Raw genomic sequence first — 20,754 nt, 5'->3', positions numbered from 1 at the left:
CCGCCACAGGTGCCTGTGCCACTGGAGCCTCGACAACGGGTGCCGGTGCCACTGGTGCCTCGACAACGGGTGCCGGTGCCACCGGTGCTGGTGCAACCGGTGCCTGGGCGACGGGTGCTGGTGCCACCTGAGGCTGGATCTGCTCAGCCTGTGCCTGCACTGGTGCTTGCGCAGCTGGTGCCTGCTGCATCGGCTGTGCCGATGGGTTGGCTCCACCGCTCAGGCCGAGCTTGGCCGAGCAGGCTGGCCAAGCGCCCCAGCCCTGACCCTGCAGGACGTTCTCGGCTACGGCGATCTGCTGACTGCGGCCGGCGTCCTGAGGAGCGCCCTGTCCGCCGAAAGCGGCCCAGGTGGAGGGGGTGAACTGCAAGCCACCGGAGAAGCCGTTACCGGTGTTGATCCCCCAGTTGCCGCCGCTCTCGCACTGTGCCAGGGAGTCCCAGGTGCTGCCGGGGGCTGCGTTGGCAACACCGGCTGATGCTCCGAGACCGAGGCCTGCAAGAGCGATGATTGCAACGCCGCGGCGCGCGGTGGTAGAAAGTTTCTGGTTTTTCATGTCTCAGATGCTCCGAAAGGCCACCAGCGCTAGTTCCGTCCCCGGACATTTTTGCGCCGTTGCTCGCCTCGACTGTTTTTAGTGGTCAGGTCTTTGGTGGCTGCCGGACGAGCAACGTCGGGTGGATTGGCAGCACCGGGCATATCAAACTGCGGTCTCAAGAGACCAGGCAGCGGGTTGTTTCCCTTAGCGGGTTATCGTCTACGGTAGAACAGATTCTAATCGTTGCCAAATCGAGACGTGGCGGCGCTTGACGAAAGGGTGGAAAGGGGATGGGTTTGGCTGGCCAAACACTGATCTGTCAGGTGCCGATGCGGTGGTCCGACATGGACGCCTACGGGCACATCAACAATGTACAGGTTTTGCGGCTTCTTGAGGAAGCCCGGATTCATGCGTTTGGCCCTCCGGGAGGGACGGGTGCCGAGGGGGAAGAGCCTCCAGTTGCAGTGTTTTCGTCGGTTAAGCCAGGCACCCAGGCCCTCGTGGTGGAACATCATGTGAAGTTTGTGGAGACCCTCGATTACCGCAACGTTCCGGCGCGTATCGACGTCTGGGTGAGTGCAGTGAAGCCGGCAAGCTTCACCCTTGCCTACCGGATCCATGACCCGCTAACCGGGGTCGTCTGCGTTAAGGCGGAAACGGTGCTGGCCTTCGTCGACACGCACTCGGGAAGCCTGCTGCGAGTGAGCGAGGAGCAGGAGGATGCGTTGGCGCCGTACCTGGGTGCCGCGCTGTTCTCCTGATGGGTTCGGGTACCCCCAGACACAGATCGTGGGTAACAGCACCGGTGCTGGTACCCACGATCTGTGGAACGCTGCTTTATGCTGAGACGTACCCATGGGGGTCGAGCACGTACTTCGTGGCAGCGCCGGCGTCGAACTCCTGATACCCGCGGGGAGCGTCTGCCAGGCTGATCGCCTTGGCATTCACTGCCTTGGCGATCTGCACCTTGTCATGCAGGATCGCCATCATGAGTCCACGGTTGTATTTCATCACCGGACACTGACCGGTGGTGAAGGACAGGGACTTTGCCCAGCCGGTTCCCAGGCTCAGGGACAAAGATCCGACCTTAGCGGCGTCGTCGACCGCTCCCGGATCTCCAGTCACATAGAGGCCAGGGATGCCCATCGCACCGCCGGCGGCGGTGATATTCATCAACGAGTTCAGCACTGTCGCTGGTGCTTCGTGGGAGGCATCGGCGCCATGGCCACGCGCCTCGAATCCCACAGCATCAACTCCGCAATCCACTTCCGGAACGCCGATCAGTTGCTCGATCTGATCCTTCGGATCACCCTTGGAGACGTCGACTGTCTCGCACCCGAAGCTGCGGGCCTGCGCCAACCGCTCCTCGTTGAGGTCGGCGACAATCACTACCGCTGCGCCGAGCAGTTGCGCTGACACCGCTGCGGCAAGGCCCACCGGCCCTGCACCAGCTACATAAACTGTCGATCCGACGCCCACTCCTGCCGAGACCGCGCCGTGGAATCCAGTCGGGAAAATGTCCGAGAGCATGGTCAGGTCAAGGATCTTCTCCATCGCCTGATCCCGGTCCGGGAACTTCAACAGGTTCCAGTCAGCGTAGGGCACCAGGACATACTCGGCCTGGCCTCCGACCCAACCGCCCATATCCACGTACCCATAGGCGCTCCCGGGGCGGTCAGGATTCACATTCAGGCAAATGCCCGTTTTGCGTTCCTTGCAGTTCCGGCACCGCCCACAGGCGATGTTGAAGGGCACCGAACAGATGTCGCCTTTCTTGATGAACTCGACGTCCCGGCCTACCTCGATTACCTCGCCGGTGATTTCGTGGCCCAGCACCAGATCGGAGGGGGCAGTGGTCCGGCCCCGGACCATGTGCTGATCGGAGCCGCAAATATTGGTGGTGACAGTCTTCAGGATGACCCCGTGGTGCACCTGACGGCCCACATTGGCCGGGTTTACTCCCGGGCCATCGTTCAGCTCGAAGGTGGGATAGTCGATATCGATGACCTCCACTTTCCCGGGTCCTTTGTAAGCAACGGCTTTGTTTCCAGGCATGAGCTTCCCTTCCGTTTCCGAACTGCCGTGTCATCGGTGACAGGGCGCAGTGCGAACGTACCGCGGACCGGGTTGCACCAAGGTTGCAAGTAGGTTGCATGGCGGTTTAAGTGATGTTGCCCTGCACCGAACGAGTCAGTGCAGGGCAACATTTATGATGTGGCTCGATGGCCGTTGTCTAGGGAGTGGTTGATTGGCGGCCTCCTCGGTTGCGGGCAATATGCGCGGTGGCTACTACTCCCGCGATCAACGCGAGGGTTAGATGCATCCAATTGCCGGCCGCGTTGAACGATAGGAAATTGGCCGTCGACTCAAGATCGATGACCATTCCGTAAACCCACATCAGCAAGAACAGGGCGCCGCTACCCAGAAGGAAATTGCGGGCACCAGTGCTGTCCCTGCTCATGATGATCCCGGCTGCTCCGGCAACCAGATACACGAGATTGAGCAGGATGGACACCTGGAAGACACCGAACAGCAGCGCCTCAGATCCGTTGGCAAAGGCCAGCGAACCATACTGTGTGGTTAGGCCCGGCACGAACGCCAGGACACCCAAAATCAGAAAGACTACGCCCATACCCATCGAGCCGCTGCGAACGAGCTCGTGGGTCACGTGAAAGTCACGTGCGTGGTGTGATGCGGTAGTCATCTCCCCTCCCTTAGGTCGAGTTAATAACATGATGAAACGGGAACCTATTCGCCGAGCTTTTACAGGGCCGTTGGCAGTGGGATGGTCACCGTGCCAGCACTGTCATTTTACCGCCGCCGGGGGAGTTGAGAGAAGAAGAACGGGGAGTAAAAGCTGACTGGGGAGAATATTTCGTCAAGGCTCTATCCAACGGAGCTAAGGATGCTTAATGTGTAGGGTATCCATTCAGGCATTCCTTACAAGGAGGTAAGAAAGTGTCAGGATACTTCAAAATAGTTGACGCGCACGACGGTGGATGCCGGATCAAACTGATGGCTGGCGACGGAGAGCTGGTGGCCGTGTCCACCTACTATCCAACCAAACATGATGCAGTCGCGGGCATCGAACTGATCAGGGAAATTGCCGGTACCGGACCCGTTGTCGATCAGAGTAGGGGCCATCACATCGGCGAGAGCGCTGCGGCAAGAAGAAGCTTCAGCGATCAGCGCCGCTAACTGATTATGCGGTGCCGCTGAGTCGCCGGGCCAGATAGGGAGCTGTCTTGCTGGCAGTGTTGCCAGCCACCGACGATGGCGTTCCTTCCGCCACGATCCGCCCACCCTCGTCTCCTCCTGAGGGGCCGAGGTCCAGCACCCAGTCTGCGGCGGCGATGACCGCCATGTCATGTTCAACCACGACAACCGTGTTACCGGCGTCGACCAGGTTGTTCAGCTGGGCGAGCAGTAGCTGCACATCGGACGGGTGCAGCCCGGTGGTTGGCTCGTCGAGGAGATACAGGGTATGCCCGCGGCGGGCACGCTGTAGTTCGGTGGCTAGCTTGATGCGCTGGGCCTCTCCACCCGAGAGCTCGGTGGCCGGCTGACCGAGCCGCAGATAGCCCAACCCCACCTGCCGGAGGGTGGTCAGGCTCCTCGCCGCTGCGGGAACATCGGCGAGGAACTCGGCCGCAGCGTCGACGGTAAGCCCCAGCACCTCTGCGATGGTCCGGCCCCGATAGGTGATCTCAAGGGTCTCAGGGTTGTAGCGTGACCCGTCGCAGGTGGGGCAGGGCCCATAGCTGCCGGGGAGGAACAGGAGTTCGACCGAGACGAACCCCTCGCCGAGGCACGTCTCGCACCGCCCGCCGGTCACATTGAAGGAGAACCTGCCGGCGCCGTACCCCCGTGCCCTGGCTTCGTCGGTGGCAGCGTAGAGCTTGCGAACCGCGTCGAACAGGCCGGTGTAGGTGGCGAGGTTGGACCGAGGGGTTCTCCCGATCGGGCGTTGATCCACCCGGACCAGCCGGTCAATCAGGTCGAGGCCCTCAACATGACCGACGGTCATGTGGTCACCGGGTGCACAGTCGCGGTCGCTGGCGTCGCCGTCGGACTCCTGCTCCGGGACACCGGCGTGCAGGTGATCGCTGACGACGTCGGCCAGCACCTGGGAGACGAGGGTGGACTTGCCCGAGCCTGAGACTCCGGTGACGGCAGTCAGCACGTTCAGGGGGACGGCGGCGTCAAGGCCACTGAGGTTGTGGCGGGTGATGTTGTTAAGCTTCAGCCACCGCTCCGGTTGACGCAACGCCGTTTCGGTGGCCGGCGGTGCCTGCTCAGGGAAGAGGAACGGGCGGGTGACCGACGCGTCTACGTCGGCGAGACCAGCTACGGCGCCGCTATAGAGGACCGATCCGCCGGCCTCGCCGGCCCGTGGGCCGACGTCCACGACCCAGTCCGCGTTGCGGACCACATCCATGTCGTGTTCGACGACGAACACCGAATTGCCGGACGTCCTGAGTTGCTGGAGCACCTCCAACAGCGGTTCGGCGTCTGCCGGATGCAGGCCTGCTGACGGTTCGTCGAGGACATAGATCACCCCGAATAGGCCGGAGCGGAGCTGCGTGGCGATGCGTAGCCGCTGCATTTCGCCCGGCGAGAGGGTGGGGGTGGGGCGGCGCAGGCTCAGATAGCCAAGCCCCAGATCCAGGAGAACGCCAACGCGCTGGCGGAGGTCCCTGGTGAGTGTGACAGCCACCTCGGTGGTTTCTCCTGAGCTCAGGGCGCGGGAGCTGGACCCCGCGTGTTGCAGGGTCGCAGTGGGTTCGACGATCGCTGCCAACTCGGCCAGCGGGACGGCGGTGAGCTCGGCGATGGAGTAGCCAGCGAAGGTCACGGCTAGCGCGGCCTGCTGCAGTCCGCTGCCGTCGCAGAGCGGGCAGGGGCCGCTGTGCATGAACTGGAGGACACGTTCCCTCATGGACTGGCTGGAGGAGTCGGCGAGGGTGTGCAGTACGTAGCTCTTGGCGCTCCAGAAGCGTCCCTTGTAGGGTTTCGCCACGCGGTCCCGCTGGGGCGTAACCTCGACCACCGGCTGGTCCTCGGTGAAGAGGATCCAGTCGCGGGACTCCTTGGCTAGCTGGTCCCAGGGGGTGTCAATATCGTGACCAAGTTCACGGACGATATCGCGAAGATTCTTGCCCTGCCAGGCTCCCGGCCATGCCGCGATGGCACCGTCACGGATAGTCAGGGACGGGTCGGGGACGAGCGAGTCCTCGCTAACGGTGTGGGCGACCCCTAACCCGTGGCACTGGGGGCAGGCGCCGGCGGCGGTGTTGGGGGAGAACGAGTCAGAGTCCAGCGACTCGGCGCCTTCGGGGTAGGTTCCCGCTCGTGAAAACAGCATCCGTACCGAGTTGGACAGGGTAGTGACTGTGCCTACAGTCGACCGTGAACTGGGCGTTCCCCGGCGCTGCTGCAGCGCGACGGCGGGCGGCAACCCAGTGATCTCATCGACGCGAGGGTTCGAGCCCTGTTGAATGAGGCGCCGGGCGTAGGGCGCCACTGACTCGAAGTATCGGCGCTGGGCTTCCGCGTAGATGGTGCCGAAAGCAAGCGAGGATTTCCCTGATCCGGAGACGCCGGTGAACGCCACTATCGCGTCCCGGGGGACGTCGACACTCACGTTCCGGAGGTTGTTCTCCCGGGCGCCGCGAACCTGGACGAATCCGGTGGTGGGGGCGGCGGCGGGCAGGTCGGCTGATAGTTGTTGACTCACCCCTTCGACTTTAGCCTTCCAACAGCCCCCGGATATCCTCGGCCGTGAGCGCTGAGCTGAAAACCGCTTCGTCGTCCAGCACTGAACTGAACAGTTTGGCCTTCTGTTCCTTGAGCTTCATCACCTTTTCCTCGATCGTGCCGGTGGCCACCATCCGGTAGACCATGACGTTGCGTGTCTGACCGATCCGGTGGGTGCGGTCTACAGCCTGCGCTTCGGTGGCGGGGTTCCACCAGGGGTCCAGGAGGAACACGTAGTCGGCCTCGGTGAGGTTCAAGCCGAACCCGCCAGCTTTGAGGCTGATCAGGAAGACCGGCGCGCGGCCGTCCTTGAACTTACTGATGACGTCTCCTCGCCGCAGGGTGGACCCGTCAAGGTAGCTGTAGTCAATCCCCTGCGCGTCGAGCCGATCGGCAGCTTTTTTCAGGAAGGAGGTGAACTGGCTGAACACCAGGGCCCGGTGGCCCTCCGCCACCACGTCCTCCAACTGCTCGAACAGGACATCCAGCTTCGCCGACGGGACGCCGTCGTAGGCCTGATCCACCAGCGAGGCGTCGAGGCTGAGCATCCGCAGCAGGGTCAGGGACCTGAACACAATCATCCGGTTGCGGTCCAGGTCTTCGATCAGCCCCAGGAGCTTCTGCCGTTCCCGCTGCAGGTGCGTTTGGTAGATCTTGCGGTGCCGGGCATGTAGCTCCACCTCGAGCACCTGCTCCTGCTTCGGGGGCAGATCGGATGCGACAGCCTCCTTTGTCCGGCGCATCAGTAGCGGCCTGATTCTGCGGCGCAGGCGGGCGAGGCGCTCGGTATTTCCGGACTTCTCGATCGGGTTGCGGTAATCCTCGGTGAACCTGCGGGCAGAGGGGAACAGGCCCGGAGCCGTTATGGAGAACAGCGACCACAACTCCATCAGGTTGTTCTCCATGGGGGTGCCGGTGATGGCGAGCTTGAACGGTGCCGAGAACTCCTTGGCGCACAGGTGGACCTTGGCGGTCCGGTTCTTGACGAATTGCGCCTCGTCGAGGATCAGGCCTGCCCACTCCTGCGCTTGGTAGCCCTCGAAGTCGAGCCTGAACAGCGTGTAGGAGGTGACGACGACGTCGGCCCCTGCTGTGAGGGCCGCCAGTGCGCTCCCGCTCTTCGCCTGGGTGTCCGTGACACCGGTGATGGCCAGGCTGGGGGCGAAGCGCTGGGCCTCGGACACCCAGTTGGGGACCACCGACGTCGGAGCGACGACGAGGAAGGGCCTGGTTTCTCCCTTCTCCTTGGCATGGGTGAGCAGTGCGAGGGTCTGCACTGTTTTTCCGAGACCCATGTCATCGCCCAGGACACCGCCGAGACCGTGCTGATAGAGGAACGCCAGCCAGTTGAAGCCGTCCTGCTGATAGGGGCGAAGGGTGGCGAGGAGGGTGGGCGGCAGGTCAGTGGGTTCGATCTGGCGCAGGTCGTTCAGCCCCGCGACCGCTGCACGCCATCCCTGGGCTTCCTCGGTCTCTTCGGCGAGATCTTCGAACTCGGCCCATAACCCCGCCTGGTGCCGGCTGATCTTCAGGCCCGGATCCCACTCGTTGAGGGCTCGGGCCTCCGCAATGAGCTCGCGTAGCTGCTCGAAAATGGGCTGGTCCAGGGACAGATAGCTGTTGTCCACCAGCTTGATCTTTTTCCTCCCCTGGGCCAGGGCCCTGAAGATGTGGTCGAAGGGGATTTTGCGGCCCTGGACTGTCACGAGCACGCCAAGGTCAAACCAGTCCCGGTTGTCCGTCTCGACTGTAGTGATGGTGAGCTGCGCCGGTTCGGTGAGTTCTTCATAGGCGGGCTGGTTGCCGATCACGTCGACGCGGATGCCCTCCAGATCCATCAGCTGGGGCAATGTGTCCTCGGTGAACTCGACGGCGCCCATGTCCTCAAGGGTGAGCGTCGTCAGCTGGGTGGACCCGAGATAGGAACGCGCGGTTCTGAGCAGGTCCGTTTCGGCAGCAGTGTCGCGGTAGTCCTGGGCGCCGGCCGCGGGGAGTAGGGGCTTGCGGGTGGCGTGATCCCCAAGCGTGTACTCCCAGTCCCAGGACAGGTCCAACCGGTCATCGGCGGTGTAACGGGCGGTAAGGATCAGGACCGGAGGTGCAATGTTGGGGAAGCTCACGGACTCGTCACTACTGGTCAGCTCAATAGCCTGGCGGAGCCGCGGGTAGAAGCTATCGAGGAAAAGCGGTGTCTCTTCGGCGGGGATCATTACCGGGGCCGCCTGCAGCATGAGGCCAATGTCATGATCGGTGAGCCGCTTTGCGGTTGGGGCGAGAGTGATCACAGTGCTTTGCGTGGGCGTGCCCGGGTCGACCGCGTAAAGGCCGTGGGTGCTGATCGGCTGGGCGGTATCGGGTGGGTGCTGGTGACCATCGATCTCCAGTACCGGATACAGCTGCAGCTGGTCATCGACTGTTGACGTGACGTCGAGTTTCAGGGCGGCGCTGCCGCCCAACACCACAGAGACGCCTTTGGTGGAACCGACAAATTCAACGCCCAGGCGCTGTGCCTCCTGCAGCAGTTGCCATAGCAGCGGGTTGCTGAAGTCTTCAAGGTATAGCCAGGAGTCATTGTTGCCGAAGTAGCTGACACCCGTCCCGCGGTGGAGTGAGGGGAACTGGGAGAACCAGCGGTGCTGGTCAGGGTCAAGGATGACGCCGTAGGTCTGGTAGCTGATGCTGCCCCAGGACAGATTGTTCTTGACCCAGTTGCCCTTGCTGTTGCGGACAACTGGGCGCACACCGAGCCGGGGTTTGGCTGCCCGCCGACGCGAGGCGGGCTGGGACTGCCACCCGGTGCGCTGGCCCTGGCCAGACCGGAGCTCGAACTGGAGTGCGAGCGGCGTCAGGGCCCTGGGTGACTGGGCGCCGTCGTCGGGCGTTGGCGTGATGAGCCCCGCCAGGGAGCTCTGCCAGCCCACCGGCTTCGACGGCTGGGCGGGTGTGGTCAGTTCCTGGCGGGAGAGCAGTTGTTCAGTGTTGGATTGCAGTGCCGTGGCCGCCACGTGCTTACAGTCGAGGCTGATGGGACAACTGCAGAAGCTGTCCCTGAGGTGGTACCGACCGTCGCCCTTTGCTGCCAGGAACAGGCGGGTACGGTAGGCGGTGGGTGAGTTCCCCTGAACCAGTGCATCAAGGGTGTTGCCCGACGGATCCCAGGCGAGTTGGGACACCGCCCCCTGCTTCGCATAGGTTTGCCCGCGTTGGAAGGAGGCGCCGCCCACCATGCGGATGATGTCGGTGACATCGATCATGGGAGAGCTGGTCGGGGGCATGCATTAATGCTCTCACGCGCTACTGACTGAATACCGCGCGGGCAGTGGGCCGGTGAGGGACCAGATGCCATCGCTGGCCCCTAGCGATGGGCCGGAGAGAAAAGCAGTGACTTGAAATCCGTCCGGGAGTAAAATTCCGAAGGAGGGCAGGGAGCGGGCCATGAAGCCAGGTACTGGTGCAGGTCGCAGGTTGGTATGTTGCGTAGCCATGTTGGGGCTCATCGCTCCGGCATCCTCCAGCGTTGCAGTGGCGGCACCACCCGGTGGTCCGCAGGACAGCGATCAGCGGTACTACCAGGCCGCTGTCAACCTCCTTCCGGAGACGGACGGAGCCTATGCGGGGGCGGTCTCATTCCGGCAGGAGATCGGGGGTGCTACGACGGTTGACGTGTTCTTGTCCCGGGCTGCCACCATCACCTGTCCGGATTTGAGCGAGGACGTCGCCACCGCCACGGTCCAAACCGAAACCCGGGATGCGAGTGAGCCCGGCCCGGTGGTCCTGGACATCGGGCACAGCCTCGACCAGGCCTTCGGGCAAGCGGTCGTCAACCTGGTCGTCACCGCAAGCCCCGGGTGCGGCGAGCCGGAGTCGATCACGACGCTGGCTGCCCAGAAGGTGCAGATTGCGGTTACGGGTACTTCGGCCAGATTCTTCACCGGTATCACAGGCACCACATCGGCTGGCCCCAACCGCTCGACCGGCCGGTTCTACGACTTTGCCCGCGACAGCACCGGCAGCTTGAGTGTAGGTTCGCTCATCGTGGGGGCTGAGAGCTCCGCCGCTTTCCTCAAATACGCTGTGGAGCGGCAGCGAACCAACGGCGAAGCGCCGGTGGCGCCGGACCCGGTCGCACCGCCAGGCGGCACAGGAGCGCGGGGAGACTACAGCGCCGAGTTTGAACCTACCGGCGGCCCCGGTGTCCTCTTCGAGGATGCGATAGTGCAGGCCAGCACCACCAGCGCGCCGGGGCGTATGACGACGCTCAGCGCGTCGAGCTTTACCGTCGAACTGATCGACTGTGGCGACGGCACCACAGCCTTCCGCGAGCAGTTTGTCGTGGGATCGGGGCCCGGTGTGCTGACACTCGGCCGCAAGCTGGTCACAGCCACCGCGTCGGGTTCCATCCAGTTCGATCGGTTCGTCACTGACGGCTGTCAGGGCGGCGAGACGGTATCTGACACAGTCGTTCATCCGGTGGCACTCAACCTCGCGGCGACAGGGCCGATCGTGCGGGTAAGCGACACCCGATGGCAAGTCAAACCTGGCGGTGGCACTGAGCGAACGCACGGGTGGTACCTCGGGCGAGAGGCAACCGGCACAGTGGCGGTCGGGGCGGTGGCCGGAACCACGAATCTTGCCTCCATTGGCTCCGCTGGCCCCTGATCAGCGGTGATTACCATCCCGTCAGCCGGGACCTCCACCCAGCACGTCCACATGCACATGATCGAGATGGCGCAGGATCTCATTGGCGGGAGCCGGTGCCTCGTAGGAGTGCCACTGCCCGCGAGCGAGACGTGAGCTCCAGAACTCGTCGTCGAAAATGACGTACTGGATGTCAAGGTCCTCTGCGTGCGCAACGAGCCAGTGGGCAAGGAGCCACCCCTGGCGCCGGTTGTCCTCGGTCACCGGACGGTAGAAGACGTCGATGGCCCGGCCGTCGTAGTGTGTTGACGCCTCGCCGTGGCCCTGGCCGACCCCTCCCGGGGCGAACCCGCCAAGGCTCTGCTCCCCGAACACTTCGGCCATCGCCTGCCGTACCTGTTCGGCGCGGGGCGTCAGGCCGGTGGCCGCCAATTGCTGTTCCTCGAGATTCCTGGCGGCCGATCCCTGGCAGCTCAGGCTGGGCCCGGCGTCGTCGGGTGGTCCGGCGGTCAGTCGCTGGATGACTGCATCGTCGATGGTTGAGGTGTCTGGTGCCTCCAGTCCCCGGGTCAGGAGGGCGACGGCGGTGGTGGCCAGTTTCGCCTCAGCACGGTCCAGCCCGACGTCGCCCTCTGACGTTTCGACTGTGCACTCTGAGCCGCTCAGGAGGGATGCGCCCTGAACACCCAGGCCGTTGACCAGTCCGGGTCCAACGAACACTAGTGCCGACGCGAGTATCCCGAGCAGGAGCAGCCCCAGCAATAGCCGAAGCGGACGGCGCGGGCGCCCATGCGACCGGACATTAGTCATGACGAGGGTGACTTCGATGATCGGATAGCGGGTCGGGGCATGGATTAATGCTCTCACGCCGCGATAGCGCCTTGTGTGGTTCCGGGCCCTTTGGTTCCGGGCCCACAGAGCCCTGGCTGACTTCCGGCACGGAGGCTGTTCGGCCTCCGTGCCGGAAGTCCGGTCTCCTAGTTCTTGACCCCTGCGCGGCGGACTACGTAGGTACCACCCGCGGCCAGGGCCAGGATCATGCCACCCCCCAGCGCGATAACTCCGATGTTTCCACCATTCGACGTTGTTGTTGTGCCGGTGTCTGCCCCACCTACAGGCATCTGGCCCAGCTGTGACGTCGCGCTTGGTGCGGGCGTCCCAGCTGGTGCGGGTGCCTCAGTCGGTGCAGGCGCCGGTGCCGGAGCCGGTGCTGGAGCCGCAGCGGCTTGGACGACGAGCGAGCCGGACATATTTCCGTGGAAGATGCAGATGAACGGGTACTCACCAGCTTCGCTGGGTGCTGTGAAGGTACCCTGGGACCCACCTGGGATGGTGCCCGAGTCAAACTCGCCAGCACTGTTCGTGGCGGTGTGGGCTTCTGAATCGTTATTGATCACAGTGACTGTCGCGCCGGGGCTCACCGGACCTGAGACCGAGTAGGTGAAGTCGGTGATCGTGATGACCACATCTTGGGCCTGGGTCATTGCCGGTAGGGAGAGAGGGGCGGTCGGAAGCGTGGCGACGGCCATGCTCGCTGAACCCAGGCCAACCGCTCCAGCGAGCGTTGCGGCGAAGGCTACATTCAGGACCTTGGTGGTGGTGTTCATGATGGTGCCTCTCATGGGGGTTTGATAACTTGGGACTCTTGGGGTCTAAACGTCCAAATGTCTCGAAGATTGCACAGACATCCGCCGCTGTGTGGTCTTCGTCACAGTTCTGGCAAAGGATGGCTTTGGGGCAGTCCTTTACGGGCTCAGTGGGCCAAAACGTAGCGGCTGACCCATTTGACTGAACGCGTAGAGGCGGGGTGCCAGCATTGCGATCACTGCCGACCACACGCTGCCTGGTTACCATCACCGTGAAATCCATGTAGACTCGTACGCAGTTGTAGTGTTGCGCATTTTGTATTTCAAGCGGCGAAACCCAGACGGGCCAGCCGCTTTTTCTGTAGAAGCGGGAAACGAACGCCGCGACTGAAACTACCCGACAGTCGGGATCAGTTTCATATTTCCAGAAGGATGATTAAAAATGGCAACAGGTACCGTGAAATGGTTCAACGCTGACAAGGGCTTCGGCTTCATCGAACCAGAAGATGGCAGCGCCGATGTGTTCGCTCACTTCTCCGCTATCAACTCGAGCGGCTTCAAGTCCCTCGACGAGAACCAGAAGGTTAGCTTTGAGACCGAGCAGGGCCCCAAGGGTCCTCAGGCCGTAAACATCCAGGTCGTCTAACTCGACTTAGTGGTCACTGACCACTGAAATAGGGCGGGAAGAAATTCCCGCCCTATTTCGCGTTAACGGGCAAATCACTGTTACTGGACTGATTCACTCTGAGACGGTGCCGGATGTGCCGTTGGGAAACGGTGCTCAGCCAGTGCGTCGAGGCTCGACAAGGCGCGATGCACCCCGATCAGCAGCAGAAGGAAGCCAGTAACCGCCAGGGCAATACCTGCGGTGACCCAGAAACTTGATCCTGAAGCGAGCTGCTGCGGCACCCCAAAGCCCAGCCAGGTCGCGAGCCCGGACATCATCAGGAACAGGCCCAAAGTGGTGATTCCGGCCGACTTTTCAACAGTGAACGTAGTCATGGCTGAAACCTACCCTACTCGTGCCGGGTCGAGCCTTCCCCGCCGCCTCCCCTTGGGATCGAGTCAACAGAAATGACGGGTTTTCCCACGAAAACACGTCATTTCTGTTGACTTGATCTATTAGTGGGGCGGCGCTCCACGACCCAACGGACCAGCAGGCCCGCGATCAACGCCCAGAAGGCGCCGCCAATCCCTGCCAGAGTCAGCCCGGATGCGGCGACCAGGAAAGTCACAACGGCGCTCATCCGCTGCGAGGCGTCCGCCAGAGCTGCAGCCAGCGCCGATGCCATTGTCCCCATGAGCGCCAGACCCGCCACCGTTTCGATCAGCCCGGGCGGTGCCGCTGCGACAACTGTCACCAGTGCAGCGGATCCACCAGCGAGCACCAGGTAGCAGCCGCCAGCACTGACAGCCGCGATCCAGCGACGGTCTCGGTCCAATCCCGCTGTCTCACTGGCGGACAGGGCGGCGGAGAGTGCGGCAAGATTCATTGCATGACCGCCAAAGGGTGCAGCCGCTGCAGTGCCCAGCCCGGTGACCAGCATCGAGGAACGCCACGGAGTCCGGTAGCCAAACGAGGCCAGGACAGCCACCCCCGGCACATTCTGGGATGCCATGGTCACGATATACAACGGCAACGCAAGGCTGGCGACGGCCTGCAGACTGAACTCGGGCATAGTGACCTCCACCGCCGGTGTGGCAGTGGCCCAGTCCAGGGATACGGTTTACCGCCAGGTAGCCGCCAATCACCAGGAGTGCACCGACCAGGGTCAGGGGCACCGCCCACCGCGGCGCGAACCGTGTCCCGGCCAGCCAGGTCAGGATCAGCGGCAACACCAGTAGTGGGATACTGCCCAGGGCCCGGAACGGTGCGAGGCACAGCGGGAGGAGAACCCCTGCGAGCATTGCCTGCGCCAGAGCGGTCGGTGTCCGCCCGATCAGTCTCCCGAGCGCCGGGATGGCGCCGGTCGCAGTGATCAATGCGCCGGTGACCACGAAGGCCCCAACGGCGGCTGGCCATCCGCCGTCGTACGAGGCCGCGCCAGCCAACAGGGCCGCGCCCGGTGTGGACCAGGCCAGTGTCACCGGAATGCGGTAGACGCCTGAGAGTAGGATCATGCCGAGGCCGAAGATGACAGTCAGTGCGAGCAGTCCTGACGCGGCCTGCTGCTCAGTGGCGCCTGTTGCCCGTAAGCCGGCGAGCACCACCGCAAAGGATGAGGTGAAACCGACCAGCGCCGTCACCACTCCCGCGAGGATAGGTTCCCGGAGCGGAGTGTGGACTGCTGGTGTGCTCTCGGGCGTCACGGGCTGAGTCTCCCAATCGGTGCAGCGAATAGTGGGCGGTTCCGTATACGGAACGCTGCTATCGTAGCCGGAGGAGGCTACCCATGACCACCAGGATGATGACCGACCGGTTGACCGCCGTGGGCCGAAGGATCAGGACCCTACGGTCGGAGCAGGGCATGACCTTGTCAGTTCTCGCCGCTCGGGCGGGAATCGGGAAGGGGACACTGTCCGAGCTGGAGACCGGCCAACGCAACCCAACCCTCGAAACCCTGTATGCGCTGGCCGCACCCTTACAGGTACCCCTGGCAGCGCTGCTGGGCGAGGAACTGGGTGCTGAGGCCAGCGATGACGTGGTGTCCGCACGGTTGATGGGTGTACGCCACCACGACGACGGCGGCATCACCGAGGTGTACTGGCTCACCATTTCGGCTAATGGATCTCGGCTGTCGCCACCCCACGGGCCGGGGGTCACCGAGCATCTCCTGGTGGTGCGGGGCAGCGCCACCGTGGGGCGGATCGGCGAGCAACACATGATCGGTGCCGGAGCCTCCCATTCGTGGCTCAGCGATGAGGAGCATTCCTATGCCGCAGCAGGCGAGGGTGCAACGGCCGTGCTGACCATCACCTCGCCGAGCACAACCCAACGAACGCTCCCAGCTCCTCGAACTGTTCCGGCCGGGGCGGCAAATGATGGGTCAGTTCGGGGGAGCGAATGATGACTGCCCGCCATTGCCCCCGGGATACCGCAACATTGACCCGGTTACGGTTGAGCAGAAAACCGACTCCTCTGGGAGCCTCAGCTGCCGAGGAGCAGGCCATCGAAACGATAACCACCGGAGCCTCCTGACCCTGGAACCTGTCAACGGTACCCACCCTGACACCGTTCAGACCCGCAGCTTCAAGATGGTCCTGGATCAGCTGGACCTGGGCATTGTAGGCAGCCACCACCAGGATGTCTCTGGGTTCCAGCGGACGCGGAAGCTCATCCGGCCCCCCTGTCCAGCGCAGTCCCACATGTTTGATGACCTGACTCACTACCTCCTGGGCTTCCTCGGTTGACGAAGTGGTCCTCCCGGTGTGCTCCACCGGGACGCATTCGATTCCGGCCGGTTTGCCCTCGAGGAAGCGGAGAGTAGCCGCCGGCGCTGATTCGAGCTTGCCGTCATACGAGAGTCGGGATACCGCCGCGCAGAGATCTGGATGCATCCGCCAGCTGTCCGCCAGGAAATAGCCCAGCTCGGGGGAGAGGGTGGCATGCCCTGCCGACAGCCAGCCCAATGCCGAGGTGTCCACCGGTTCGGGATGGGTTCCCTGGGTCACCTGGGGGAGCTGCTGCGGATCGCCCAGCAGCAGCAACCGTGACGTGGAGCGGGATACTGCCAGTGTGTTTGCCAGCGAATACTGTCCAGCCTCGTCGATGACCAGCAGGTCCAGTGAGCCTGATGGCACTTTACTCCCGGTCATGGTCCAGGCGGTGCCGCCGACCAGCGCTCCTCCCGGGGAGTCCAGAAGCGCAGCGACGCCGTCGTCGGTAGCGTGAGCCCATGGGGCACCGGGATCTTTCGTCTTCTTCGCGGTCCGCTCGGCAGGTACGCCAGCGGCGAGCGACTGCCGGATCATGTGCTCCACCACCTTATGGGACTGCCCCACCACTCCCACTTTCCAGCCTATGGCCACCAGTGCTGCGATGACGTGGGAGCCGACGTAGGTCTTGCCGGTGCCGGGTGGGCCCTGCACCGCGAGGTAGGAGTGGTCCAGTGCGGTGACGGCGGCGGTGATAGCTGTGACGTAATCGCCGTTGACCACTAGTGGCAGGGAGCCCAGGCTGGAGAGCCTGGGTGCGGCCCGGCGGAGAACTTCAAGGCCGGGATTCCGGGGAAGCCCGGGCAGGGCCGAGCCCACCTGGTTCGCCAACTCGGAGAGGGCAGCGCGGATGCTCTTGGTAGCGATGGGCTGATCGGGGGTCAGTGCAATGGGCGTCTGGCTGTACTCGGCCCCGTCCTTCTTGAGCTTCTCCCGGATCACCAGCACATCCCTGACTCCGTCATGGCTCCGGGACACCACTTCGGTACCGAACCAGCCAGCCCTGAGGGAGGTCCCGGTCTCCGCCGCGGCTGCCAGATCTTCAGGCAGCTGCTGGTCATACATGCGGAACAGGGACTTTCCCGGCTCAAAGTCAGATCCTTCGGCTGCCACGCCCAGCAACCGGAGGGTGCGGACCGGGTTGCTGCGGGGTGTGGGCCGGTCCCAATCCTCGAGAACCTCGGCCCCCTGCACCACAAAGACGTTGCGGGTGTCAGGCCAGTCCTCGGTCGCCTTGTCCAGCCGGTCGAAGTGCTCCCACCAGAACTGTTTGTCCTCGCGGCGGTGATAGCCGACCGCTGCGGCGACCATTGCCACCGCTTGCTCATCGTCGGTGAGTGCCCGGTTCGGTGGAAGCTCCTCAAGGTAGTCCAGGAGGCGGGTTTCCTCAGGGCTGGGGTCCAGCAGCCCGCCCGGAGCATCAGCATCCACTGTGGGAGTGGGAGCGATATTCCGCTCGGCGCCACGGGCCAGTAGCCAGTCACGGAGGCGGAGCGTGGAGAGGCAGTCGTACTCGTTGTAGTCGCGGATCCCGGCCAGGATCTCGGCAGCGAGGGTGTCATTGCCGGAATCCCTGGCGGTGCAGTAATCGGCGTAGGCAACCACCGAGGCTCCGGCGTCCTTCACGTCCCCGCTGCGCAGATTGGTACCCATATAAAGGGGTTCGAGTTTCTTTATGCTGTAGGAATTCTCGGAGATGCGCAGACTGTGGCGCACCGTCTCATACAGGTCCACCAGAACGCCATCGCGGAGCAGCGTGTCCACCGCATCCTCGCCCACCACATGGGCCAGCGACAGGTTGCGCAGCGCCGTCTTCTCGTAGGAGGCGTAGTGATAGATGTGCAGGTCGGGGTACCGGGCCCGGCGGGTGGCGACATAGGCAAGAAAGTCGGTGAAGGCGTGCCGTTCCTCAAGGCGGGAGTGCGCCCAGAGTGGCAGGAATGGGGGAGGGGTGCCGGTGCGGTCAGGGTTCTCGACGACGCCGAACAGGTACTCGAGCCCCCAACGTCCGGCCCTGTCCTGCCAGAGTGGATCGCCCTCAAAGTCGAAGAAGATGTCGCCCTGGCTGGGGGCGGGGAGGGCGCCCAGCGTGTGGTCGGGGAGGACCCGGTAGCTCAGCGTGGTGGGCAGGCCGTCCTTACCAAGGTAGTCCACGCTGCCATCCGGGTGGGCTGTGCCGGTTTGCATCCGGGCCTGATCGCGGAGCCGGAGCAAACCTTTGTCTGTTGCAGGGACGTCCATGGCGGCAAGCTGGTCAATTGTGCGAATGGTGGCCTGATGGAGCTTGGTGCGGCGGGTGGTGCTCATCCCTGCGACCAGCAGCAGGTCACGGGTTTCCAGGACCTGTAGCTGGCAGTAGTCGCAGCGGCCGCAGGCGGTGTGGCCGGTACCTTCCCATATCACCGGTTCGGGCTGGCTGCGGTGCTCGCCGATCAACCGCAGGAACCGGTCGCGGCGCTCGCGGAAAACGGGAAGAATGTCGGAGAGGCTGTGCACGCTGTGCGCACCGTTGCCCAATACCAGGGTGACCTCCGACGCCGTTGGGATACCCGCAGCGAGCAACTGATCGCCGTACGCTGCCAGCTGTAGCAGGGCGCTCACCTTCGCATGGCGGGCCAGCTTCGTATCCCAGACGGCGTACGAGCCCTCGGTGGTCTTGACCAGGAAGTCGGATCTGCCGTGAAACTGGCCGTCGAAGAACGCGGCCTGAAAGACGACGTCGGCCCCCGACCTCAGCGCAGCTATCGACTCCCGGTGCTTGGTTTCCAGCAGGGTGCGCTCCATCCCCACGGCGGGCACGACGTCGTACACCCCAGTCCCGGCGTCAGGATTCCACGCTCCGTGCTCAGCGACAAGGTCGTCGAGGACCTTGCGCTCATGAACATCGCCCAGGGCGGCGGTGCGCTCCAGCATCGCGTCGGCGTCGAACTCCGGGCGGGGGGAACGGCCTAGCTTCTCGTCGAGCACGTGGAGCAGCCGGTACTCACACTCGGCGGCTGTCACCAGATCGGTGGCGGAAAAGATCAGGTCCGGCAGTTCACCGGGGACCGTGGGGTCGAGAAGAAACACTGCGCCTCCCAGCGACTGCGGCCTTGGAGCTGTTCACGGTATCAGGACAATTTCAGCTAACCATGTGCCGCTGACAGTTTGGCCAGTAGGTTAGCCAAGGCCTCCTGTTCACCCGGAGTGAGTGTCGAGAGAAACCGATGCTCTGTTGCGAGGTGCTCCGGAAGGGCCTCATTGATGAGGTGCAAGCCCTGTGGGGTGAGCGCTACATGTTTACCGCGACCGTCCCCTGGATCCTGCGTGCGGGTGACCAATGCTCGGCGCTCAAGACGGTTGAGGCGCTGGGCGATAGCGCTGGAGGTGACCATCGAACTTGCAGAGAGGTCGCGGGGGCTGAGGGTGTAGGGCCTGCCGGCCCGGCGAAGGGTTGCGAGGACGTCGAAACTGGCCGCGTCCAGGTCATGGCGATTGACGGTCCGCTCCAGTTCTCGGTCGATCTGCCGGGACAGCCGAGATAGCCGTCCAACCACGGCCATGGGGGAGGTATCGAGGTCAGGCCGTTCGGTATTCCACTGGCCAAGAATGCGGTCCACATGATCACTCGTGAGCCAAGCGTAGACACTTGCTAAGCACTTAGCTGCACTAGCTAAGTGCTTAGCAATCGAATTCTCTTGGTGATCACGGCGATCGCTCCGGCGTCTGGGGTACCACCTACCTAGTAACGTCAGAGTTCCTCCCGCCCTCACGGCCGCTCCTCGCCGCAGCCGTGAGGGCGCTGCCCGCGGGGCTGGTGCTGCTGCTCTTCGTCCGGCGGCTGCCCCAAGGGAGCTGGTGGTGGAAAGCCGGGTTGCTCGGAGTGCTCAACATCGGCGCATTCTTTGCGTTACTTTTCATCGCCGCCTATCGCCTTCCTGGAGGTGTCGCCGCTACGGTGGGAGCAATCCAGCCACTCGTCGTGGCAGTCCTGGCATCGTGTTGCTCAAAAGATGGGGTCAGCCCGCCTCGCCGCTGACTCTGACAGCATGGCAGCTGATCGCCGGCGGTCTTTTCCTGGTGCCGTTGGCGCTTCTGATCGAGGGGCTGCCGTCCTCCGGCCTAACGCCGATGAACGTTGGCGGTTACCTCTACCTCACAACTATCGGCACGGCTGTTGCCTATGTCCTGTGGTTCCGCGGGCTGAGGAGACTACCGGCGTCGACCGCATAGTTTCTTGGCCTGCTCAGTCCGCTGGTAGCCACGCTCTGTGGCTGGATTTTCCTCGGCCAGACGCTTTCGCCCGGCCAGGTCATGGGAGCAGCGATAATCGTCGGCACGCTGGTCTCGGTCGCCAGATCGGTGGCCCGGGGCGCGCCAACAGCAACTGGAGAATCTGCGGTGCAAAGCCCGACAGGACAGACCACGCCATCGTCGAGCGTGTGACATGTCCAACGCTCGCCCAGTGGGGATGAGTGCAACGGCCTGGGGTAATTTGGAAGGACCGACCCTTTGGAGAGACGCATGAGCCCCCGCATCCTGTTCCGCACCGTCGCCGTTGCTGAGGCCCTGACCTGGACCTTCCTGCTCCTGGCCATTTTCCTCAAGTACGTGACCCAGACAACCGAGGCGCTCCTTTCGCCGGCCGGTGGGATTCACGGGTTCGTCTTCCTCGTGTTTGTGATGGTCACGGTCTTCGTCTGGGTGAACCAGCGCTGGTCCTTCAAAGTTGGCTTTCTGGGCCTGCTCTCAGCGGTTGTTCCACTCGCGTCAGTAGTCTTCGACCAGACGATGGAACGCCGTGGGAAGCTCGACGGCGGCTGGCGCCTCGCGCCCGGAGCCGACGCCCCTCGCGGGCCGGTCGAAAAAATTCAGGCCTGG

At 63.5% G+C, this 20,754-nt stretch carries 17 protein-coding genes and 2 pseudogenes; 8 read left to right on the top strand and 11 right to left on the bottom strand.

Going from position 1 to position 20,754, the window contains the following annotated elements; translation table 11 throughout:
- Window positions 1-556: transglycosylase family protein (locus Y703_RS17780; RefSeq protein ID WP_035763764.1), on the bottom strand; the 556-nt coding region annotated here is incomplete at its 3' end.
- 272 nt (window positions 557-828) lie between these two features.
- Between Y703_RS17780 and Y703_RS0103875 the strand changes: the two genes are divergently transcribed.
- Window positions 829-1,299, top strand: a complete 471-nt coding sequence (locus tag Y703_RS0103875; protein ID WP_035763762.1) for an acyl-CoA thioesterase — start codon at window positions 829-831, stop codon at window positions 1,297-1,299.
- A gap of 76 nt (window positions 1,300-1,375) precedes the next feature.
- Here Y703_RS0103875 and fdhA read toward each other — a convergent pair whose 3' ends face one another.
- On the bottom strand, window positions 1,376-2,593 hold the full coding sequence (gene fdhA / locus Y703_RS0103870) for a formaldehyde dehydrogenase, glutathione-independent (protein ID WP_026551661.1): 1,218 nt from the start codon (window positions 2,591-2,593) through the stop codon (window positions 1,376-1,378).
- A 178-nt stretch (window positions 2,594-2,771) separates the two neighbouring features.
- Window positions 2,772-3,242, bottom strand: coding sequence for a DUF4383 domain-containing protein (locus Y703_RS0103865; RefSeq protein WP_026551660.1), 471 nt, complete (start codon window positions 3,240-3,242; stop codon window positions 2,772-2,774).
- Between the two features lie 254 nt (window positions 3,243-3,496).
- Here Y703_RS0103865 and Y703_RS17775 point away from each other — a divergent pair, with 254 nt between their 5' ends.
- A complete protein-coding gene (locus Y703_RS17775) occupies window positions 3,497-3,736 on the top strand; it encodes a YegP family protein (protein ID WP_051427284.1) in 240 nt (79 codons plus the stop codon).
- Between the two features lie 4 nt (window positions 3,737-3,740).
- Here Y703_RS17775 and uvrA read toward each other — a convergent pair whose 3' ends face one another.
- Window positions 3,741-6,275, bottom strand: a complete 2,535-nt coding sequence (uvrA, locus tag Y703_RS17770) for an excinuclease ABC subunit UvrA (RefSeq protein WP_035763761.1) — start codon at window positions 6,273-6,275, stop codon at window positions 3,741-3,743.
- A gap of 10 nt (window positions 6,276-6,285) precedes the next feature.
- Window positions 6,286-9,570, bottom strand: a complete 3,285-nt coding sequence (locus Y703_RS0103850) for a DEAD/DEAH box helicase (RefSeq protein ID WP_026551659.1) — start codon at window positions 9,568-9,570, stop codon at window positions 6,286-6,288.
- 160 nt (window positions 9,571-9,730) lie between these two features.
- On the opposite strand from Y703_RS0103850, the gene Y703_RS0103845 reads away from it, so the two are divergent.
- Window positions 9,731-10,954: a hypothetical protein gene (locus tag Y703_RS0103845; protein WP_155849394.1), complete on the top strand. Its 1,224-nt coding sequence runs from the start codon at window positions 9,731-9,733 to the stop codon at window positions 10,952-10,954.
- Between the two features lie 21 nt (window positions 10,955-10,975).
- On the opposite strand, the gene Y703_RS0103840 is transcribed toward Y703_RS0103845, so the two are convergent.
- Window positions 10,976-11,800 (bottom strand): VldE C-terminal domain-containing protein, encoded by an 825-nt coding sequence (locus Y703_RS0103840; RefSeq protein WP_253907927.1) that lies wholly within the window; start codon window positions 11,798-11,800, stop codon window positions 10,976-10,978.
- A 110-nt stretch (window positions 11,801-11,910) separates the two neighbouring features.
- On the bottom strand, window positions 11,911-12,555 hold the full coding sequence (locus tag Y703_RS21905) for a cupredoxin domain-containing protein (protein WP_216698862.1): 645 nt from the start codon (window positions 12,553-12,555) through the stop codon (window positions 11,911-11,913).
- Window positions 12,556-12,961: 406 nt separating this feature from the next.
- On the opposite strand from Y703_RS21905, the gene Y703_RS0103830 reads away from it, so the two are divergent.
- The gene (locus Y703_RS0103830) at window positions 12,962-13,165 is read left to right on the top strand and encodes a cold-shock protein (protein WP_019483883.1); all 204 of its coding nucleotides are present in this window, start codon (window positions 12,962-12,964) and stop codon (window positions 13,163-13,165) included.
- A gap of 80 nt (window positions 13,166-13,245) precedes the next feature.
- Here the strand turns inward: Y703_RS0103830 and Y703_RS0103825 are convergent, their stop codons facing one another.
- Window positions 13,246-13,521, bottom strand: a complete 276-nt coding sequence (locus Y703_RS0103825) for a hypothetical protein (protein ID WP_026551656.1) — start codon at window positions 13,519-13,521, stop codon at window positions 13,246-13,248.
- A 98-nt stretch (window positions 13,522-13,619) separates the two neighbouring features.
- A pseudogene (locus tag Y703_RS17760) lies at window positions 13,620-14,829 on the bottom strand (benzoate/H(+) symporter BenE family transporter).
- An 83-nt stretch (window positions 14,830-14,912) separates the two neighbouring features.
- On the opposite strand from Y703_RS17760, the gene Y703_RS21355 reads away from it, so the two are divergent.
- Window positions 14,913-15,527, top strand: a complete 615-nt coding sequence (locus Y703_RS21355) for an XRE family transcriptional regulator (RefSeq protein ID WP_216698861.1) — start codon at window positions 14,913-14,915, stop codon at window positions 15,525-15,527.
- Here the strand turns inward: Y703_RS21355 and Y703_RS0103810 are convergent.
- Both Y703_RS0103810 and Y703_RS0103805 read right to left on the bottom strand, forming a co-directional pair.
- The gene (locus tag Y703_RS0103810) at window positions 15,433-18,963 is read right to left on the bottom strand and encodes a TM0106 family RecB-like putative nuclease (RefSeq protein ID WP_026551654.1); all 3,531 of its coding nucleotides are present in this window, start codon (window positions 18,961-18,963) and stop codon (window positions 15,433-15,435) included. The two genes, Y703_RS21355 and Y703_RS0103810, sit on opposite strands and share 95 nt — an antisense overlap.
- Window positions 18,964-19,019: 56 nt before the next feature.
- Complete coding sequence (locus tag Y703_RS0103805; RefSeq protein ID WP_026551653.1) at window positions 19,020-19,493, bottom strand: MarR family winged helix-turn-helix transcriptional regulator; 474 nt, start codon at window positions 19,491-19,493, stop codon at window positions 19,020-19,022.
- Between the two features lie 164 nt (window positions 19,494-19,657).
- Between Y703_RS0103805 and Y703_RS22905 the strand changes: the two are divergent.
- The 3 genes and pseudogenes from Y703_RS22905 to Y703_RS0103795 form a co-directional block, all read left to right on the top strand.
- A pseudogene (locus Y703_RS22905) lies at window positions 19,658-19,912 on the top strand (EamA family transporter); the annotation flags it as partial.
- Entirely contained in the window at window positions 19,873-20,106 is a 234-nt protein-coding gene (locus tag Y703_RS22900) for an EamA family transporter (RefSeq protein WP_026551652.1), read from the top strand. The pseudogene Y703_RS22905 and the gene Y703_RS22900, both read left to right, overlap by 40 nt.
- A 291-nt stretch (window positions 20,107-20,397) precedes the next feature.
- Window positions 20,398-20,754: DUF3817 domain-containing protein (locus Y703_RS0103795; protein ID WP_026551651.1), on the top strand; the 357-nt coding region annotated here is incomplete at its 3' end.

This window comes from Arthrobacter sp. H20, from assembly GCF_000520515.1.
Lineage (GTDB): Bacteria > Actinomycetota > Actinomycetes > Actinomycetales > Micrococcaceae > Arthrobacter_D.
Note: the sequence above shows the minus strand (reverse complement) of the source record. Positions and strands in the feature narration are given on the sequence as shown.